The 5,934-nt window shown below is 72.0% G+C and carries 5 protein-coding genes and 1 pseudogene; 4 read left to right on the forward strand and 2 right to left on the reverse strand.

All coding sequences use genetic code 11. The features are described 5' to 3' along the window. Positions 1-222: pseudogene (locus AXW62_RS45260) on the reverse strand (protease); the annotation flags it as partial. 217 nt (positions 223-439) lie between these two features. On the opposite strand from AXW62_RS45260, the gene AXW62_RS38825 reads away from it, so the two are divergent. The 3 genes from AXW62_RS38825 (at position 440) to AXW62_RS38835 (ending at position 3,238) form a co-directional block, all read left to right on the forward strand. Beyond that, positions 440-1,270: a glycerophosphodiester phosphodiesterase gene (locus tag AXW62_RS38825; protein ID WP_051886144.1), complete on the forward strand. Its 831-nt coding sequence runs from the start codon at positions 440-442 to the stop codon at positions 1,268-1,270. A 56-nt stretch (positions 1,271-1,326) separates the two neighbouring features. After that, positions 1,327-2,103: an ATP-binding protein gene (locus AXW62_RS46515; RefSeq protein WP_370682974.1), complete on the forward strand. Its 777-nt coding sequence runs from the start codon at positions 1,327-1,329 to the stop codon at positions 2,101-2,103. A gap of 166 nt (positions 2,104-2,269) precedes the next feature. Next, positions 2,270-3,238, forward strand: coding sequence for a DUF5926 family protein (locus AXW62_RS38835; RefSeq protein WP_060948475.1), 969 nt, complete (start codon positions 2,270-2,272; stop codon positions 3,236-3,238). Positions 3,239-4,020: 782 nt separating this feature from the next. On the opposite strand, the gene AXW62_RS38840 is transcribed toward AXW62_RS38835, so the two are convergent. Further along, complete coding sequence (locus AXW62_RS38840; protein ID WP_030830124.1) at positions 4,021-4,695, reverse strand: bifunctional DNA primase/polymerase; 675 nt, start codon at positions 4,693-4,695, stop codon at positions 4,021-4,023. A 586-nt stretch (positions 4,696-5,281) separates the two neighbouring features. Here AXW62_RS38840 and AXW62_RS38845 point away from each other — a divergent pair. Next, the coding region (locus AXW62_RS38845; RefSeq protein ID WP_370682975.1) for a GAF domain-containing protein at positions 5,282-5,934 on the forward strand (653 nt) is incomplete at its 3' end.

Consider the following 5,934-nt stretch of genomic DNA (forward strand, 5'->3'; position numbering starts at 1 on the left):
GGGCTGGGCGGGGGGCGCGGCCGGTGACGCGGGGCCGGCGGCTCCCGACGGCTCTGCGGCGTCGGGCGTGCCTATTGGCGCGTCCGGGGCGGCGGGCCGCGCGCCCGCGGTGGGCTCGTAGTCCGGCGCGGGCGGCACCGCCGGGTTCGGGTGCGGCGCCGGAGGGGCCGGATGCGGCCCGGGCGCGGGCGGAACGGCAGAGCCCTCGTTCTCGGTGCTCACAGCTCTCTCCTCAGGTGCACGACAGATTTTCTCGACGGCCCATGTGTACGTCTTACCGCCGTCAGCTTTTCCCACAGCGCGTCAGACCGCCGTAAGGAGCGGTGGTCCTGCGGACTACCACCCTTTATCCCGGACATTTCGCCCTACCGCCATTCCGTGCGAACGAACGGAGGGGCCGCGTCCACCGGCTCGCACCGGGCGGTGGCACCATAACGCGGTGACCTATGCGCGCCCTGCCCGGGACAGCCGCCCCGGCCCGCACACCGTCTCCGTCGTGGCCCACCGCGGGGCCTCCGAGGACGCCCCCGAGCACACCCTGGCCGCCTACCGCAAGGCGATCGAGGACGGCGCCGACGCCCTGGAATGCGATGTCCGGCTGACCGCCGACGGCCATCTGGTCTGCGTCCACGACCGCCGCGTCAACCGCACGTCCAACGGCCGGGGCGCGGTCTCGGCGCTGGAGCTGTCCGACCTGGCGGCGCTGGATTTCGGCTCGTGGAAGGGCCGGGCCACCGACAAGGAGGAGCCGGACCGCGACAGCCGCGACAGCGTCTCCGTCCTCACTCTGGAACGGCTCCTGGAGCTCGTCGCCGACGCCGGACGCCGGATCGAACTGGCGATCGAGACCAAGCACCCCACCCGGTGGGCGGGGCAGGTGGAGGACCGGCTGCTCGCGCTGCTGCGCCGGTACGGCCTGGACACGCCGCCGCCCGGCGAACCTTCACCCGTCCGTGTGATGAGTTTCTCGGCGCGCTCGCTGCACCGGATCCACAGCGGGGCCCCCGCCATCCCCACCGTCTACCTGATGCAGTTCGTCCTGCCGCGCCACCGGGACGGGCAGCTGCCGCCCGGGGTGCGGATCGCGGGGCCGAGCATCCGGATCGTACGGAACCACCCCGACTATGTGGCGCGGCTGCAGCGCGAGGGGCACCGAGTGCACGTATGGACCGTCGACGATCCGAAGGACGTCGACCTGTGCGTCCGCCTCGGGGTCGACGCACTGATCACCAATCGCCCCAAACGGGTACTGTCCCAACTCGGACGCTGATAATGGGCATTACAAGGCGTGCACCGGCGCGTTCGGTACGTATTCGATCGTGACGAGTGCGTCACACGATGCCACTTGGCCGGTTTCCGCTCCAATACCGCGGGGCATCCATCCCGTGGCGTGGGGCTAAGGAGGTCTCGGGGGTGGCATTGGTGGTGGCACGGCAGGTGCCGACGTCGTCGACCATGGCCGTACCCCATGGTCCTGCGGGCGTCCGCGCGGCAAGACAGTGGTTGCGTGGCGATTTGGGCAGGACTGGGGTATCGGATTCGGTCATAGACGACGCTGTATTGATCCTTTCAGAACTGCTCAGCAACGCATGGCGGCACGGTAGCCCATGGCGCTCCGGCCATGGTGGCGGCACGGTGCGGGCTGCATGGAGTGTCGACAAGGAGGACCGGCTGACGGTCGAAGTGACCGATGGCGGAGGACCCACAAGGCCACTTCCGGCCAATCCTTCGGTCACCGCCCGCGGCGGTCGCGGACTGAACATCATCACCTCGCTGGCCGACGACTGGGGCGTACGGGACGATGTCGGCGAAGTCACCGTATGGGCTCTCCTCCCGCCTGATGACGGTTTCTCCCGCAGTGTCAGGATTCCATCGGATCTCTCGGCCGATCTGGGCGCGGAGCTGACCTCCGGGCTGGGGCCGGGCCTCCAGGCGAATCTCGGCGCCGGTCTCGACGCGGCTCTGGGCTCACGCATCGACACGGGCATCGACACGGGCATCAATCCGAACATCAACCCGAACGCCGACACGAACATCGACACGAACATCGACCCCGATTTCGATCGCGAGCTGGACTTCGCCGATCTGGACGAGCTCGCGTAGGCCGACGCGGCTCATGGAGCCGACGAGGTTCGGCCAAAGGGCTAGGCTCGCGCCCGTACCAGTCGTACGCGCCGTAAGAGCCGTCAGAGCATCGCCGCGGCCGTACGCAGACCGTCACGGGCGTACGAGCAAGCCCTGAGCCGCACGATCGGGAGACAGCCTCACCATGGCCAAGAAGCGCCGCCCCCAGACGAAGGCCACAGGCCCACAGGTCGCCGCCGGCGAGATCCCTGTGGTGGGCGCCCGGGAGCCCTGCCCGTGCGGTTCGGGCCGTCGCTACAAAGCCTGTCACGGCCGCGAAGCCGCACACGCCGTCACCGAGCTGGTGCAGCGCCCCTTCGCGGGCCTCCCCGGCGAATGCGACTGGGTGGCCCTGCGCGAGCTGGTGCCCGCCGCCACCGTCGAGCTGACCCTCGCCGAGGGGCTGCCCGAGGGGGTTCCGTCGGTCACCCTGGCGACCGTGCTGCCCATGGCGTGGCCCGCGCTGCGCCGCGACAACGGCGCCGTGCTGCTCGGCCTGCAGAACGACACCCCCTCCGGCGACATCAGCCGGGACCTGGCCGACACCCTGCGCCGGGCGCTGACCGCCGAGCCGGGCACCCCGGTGGCCGCCGAGCGGGCGCCGGGCGACGGTCCGCGGCTCCAGGACCTGCTCGACCCGAAGGGCACTTTCTCGCCGACTCTGCACGAGGGGTTCGAGTTCTGGCTCGAGGACGCCGCGAACGCGACCGGAGAGGTCGCCGCGTCCCTGGAACGGGCCAACGCGGCCGCGATCCCCACCGCCCGGCTCACCGGCGTGGAGGCCGCCTACTGGTGCGAGACGCCCGAGAAGAACCACCTGCGCTGGGTGATGTCCCACCCCGAGGAGAAGCTGCTCGACGCGCTCGCCCGGCTGCACGCCGCGGGTGCCTCCTCGCTCGGCGAGAACACCCGGCTGGTGGGCTCCTTCCGGGCCCACGGGCTCACGGTGCCGGTGTGGGACCTGCCGCGCGGGATGGGCGCCGAGGACACCGAGAAGCCGGCCGTGGCCCTCGCCGAGCGGCTCGCGGAGGCGCTCGCCTCCGACGCCCCCCTGACGCCCGAGCAGCGGCGCGCCCGGGGCGGTCTCACCAACCGTCAGGTGACGCTGAGCTGACGGTCGCCGAAAGGACCGGAGGGCGCCACCGGAAGACGTGACACTGCTCACAACTCACCGTTACGCCCTGCAAATAGGCGTCCGGAAATCCGCGATCGAATTTGCTAACGGCCGATCTCTTGTTACGGTTCTAAAAGCCCGGTCGCTGGTGCATCCCCCGTCGCCAGCGACCGGGCGCTTCCATGTCCGCGTCCGGACGGCGGCGCGCGAGGCGATCCGGTGATGGTACGGACCAACGGGCCGCAGCGCCACGGGAGTTGCTACCGGAACGCGAAAACGCGCAGCCGAGGGCCCCACAGCCTGATACCTGGCTCCGCTCCCCGTACCCGACCCCGCGCCCGGGCCTCGGCCCCGGAGGGCCGGGGGGCCGGGGGAGCCCTTGAGCGCCGCGAGAGGGCCTGCGCCTGACCCTGCGAGAGGCCCTGCGCCCGAGCCTTCGGGAAGCCCGCCTGGGTCCTTCGGGAAGCCCCCTGGGCGCTGCGAAACGGCCTGCGCCTGACCCTGGCCCGGGTCTTGGGGAAGCCCGCCCGAGCCCTGCGAAACAGCCTGCGCCTGACCCCGCGCCCGAGCCTCCGGAAAACCCGCCTGGGCCCTTCGGGAAACCCGCCCGAGCCCTGCGAAACAGCCTGCGCCTGAGCCCCCGGGAAGTCCCGCGCCAGTTCCCGCGCCCCGAAAAAAAGACCGGGCCCGGAGTCCGGGCGGTCATCCCGGCCTCCGAGCCCTCACACAACCGCGGGCGTCGCGCTCAGCGGTCCCCGAACCCCCGCGCCCGGGGCCCGCCCTCAGTAGGCGAGCCGGCTGCCACCGTCGGGCGCGCTGGTGCTCGCCTCGACCAAGGCGTCCACCACCGTGGCCACCTGGGGCAGCCAGGGCCGCCCGGAGCGGCGCAGCGGCGGCCGCTCCCAGCGCACCCGCCCGGGGCCCGTCTGGGACGGCGGCAGGACCAGATAGCCGCCCTCGCCGTGGAACCGCAGCGAGCTGGGCACCCAGTCCTGCTGGTTCAGCAGGTCACCGAGCTCCTCCAGGGAGTACGGCTCCACCAGCAGCGACCAGCGGGTGGGGGTGGCGACCACCGGGCCGAGCCGGATCCCCGCCCGGTCGAAGACCGCCAGCGCCTGCGCTCCGGCGACCGCCGGCAGGCTCACCGCGCAGGGCGCGGTGCCGCCGGTGGCCAGCAGGAGGGGCGCGGTGGGCCGGTTCGTCCACCACCAGCGCACCATCCGCGCGTCGGTGGTGGCGGCGAGGAGAACGGGATCGAACGGATGACCGCCCGGGACCGCGCACTCCGGGTCGGGGCAGCCGCACACCCGGAGCCGCCCGCCGCCGGACCTGAGTCCGGCGCCCGGGACCACGGGCCACTGCCACTCGGTGGCGCAGGTGAGCGCCGCGCGCAGCAACGGCGACCGCGCGCCGCGCCGCAGCGAGAACTTGCGTCGCCTTCCGAGGATCTCGCGCATGTGCGCTCGTTCCTTTCCGTTAACGCCGAGGGCTGTCCGTCGCACTACATCGCACTTCAGATGGCACTTCACTTGGCACTACGTGGCGCTGTCCGGCATCGTTCGGCCCGTCACAGCAGGTGGATCACAAGTCACTGCGCGTACAAGGCAGCGCATCACGCCGCAGGCCGAGCGTGGAACGTGGCGAGAGGTGGCGGGCGCATGGCGCTTGCCGTCCTGGTTGGTGCCTTCCTCGCCACTCGGGGATGGGCGCGGCCCTTGTGGTCTATGACGCCTGGACCGGCCGCGGGGTTCCGGGGCGATCCGAACTGCCCCCGTCCTGCCCCTCTCCGATGTGTACCCGCCGCGGTGGAGACGACGCGCTGTCGAACGACGTCAGTCGACCTCGAAGGCGCAGCCTAATGACTTTTTTTCGGCCAAGTTCAATTCCCCACAGACACCAACAAGACGACCGGGACGATGCTGGACATCGCCTCTCCGGTCCGTGTACATCTGGAGACAGTAGCGGCACAGTAGCGGCGCAGCACGACAGGGGGTTTGCGATGCTATTGAGCGAGCCGGGCCCGGCGGGCGAAAGCAGCGGGCCATGAACCCGCCTCACGCGCCGAAAGTGGCTGGAATCGATCCTTCCCTCCCCGCGCCCACTCAAACTGCCGACTCCGTCGACTCACCCCTGGTCGCCCCCAACTCCGGTGTGCAGGACCGGCTCGCGGGCTGGGTGTCGGATCTCACCACCCTTCATGAACTCACCGAGCGGCTGGTCCGGACCGACACGCTCGACGACGCGCTCCACGAACTGCTGCGCGCGGGCGCGGCCCTGGTCGGCGCCCGGCGCGGGCTCGTCGCGCTCGAACCGGCCGACGGGCTGGGCCCGGTGACCACCGTCGGGCTCGGGCTCGGCCACGCCGACCTCGGCCAGATCGAGACCATCCCGCGCGGCTCCGCCTCCGCCGGCCATCTCCTCGACGGGCTGCCCGAACCGGGCGGTGAGCGGCGCGCCGATGTCACCCACCCCGATATCCCGGGCGAGGCCGACCTCGACCCGCGCCACCGCGAGGTGGCCGCACGGCTCGGCTTCTCCGCGAGCTACGCGGTGCCCCTCGACCCGTTCCGGACCGGCCCCTGGACCACGCCCGGCCTCACCGCCATCCCCTCGCCCTCCCCCGAAGCGGACGGGGCCGGCCCCGGCTCCCCCGCGGGCGCGGGCAGCCGCCCGGCCCCCGGCGGCCCGGGTACGGC

Origin of the sequence: Streptomyces hygroscopicus subsp. hygroscopicus (genome assembly GCF_001553455.1) — a bacterium.
GTDB lineage: Bacteria > Actinomycetota > Actinomycetes > Streptomycetales > Streptomycetaceae > Streptomyces > Streptomyces hygroscopicus.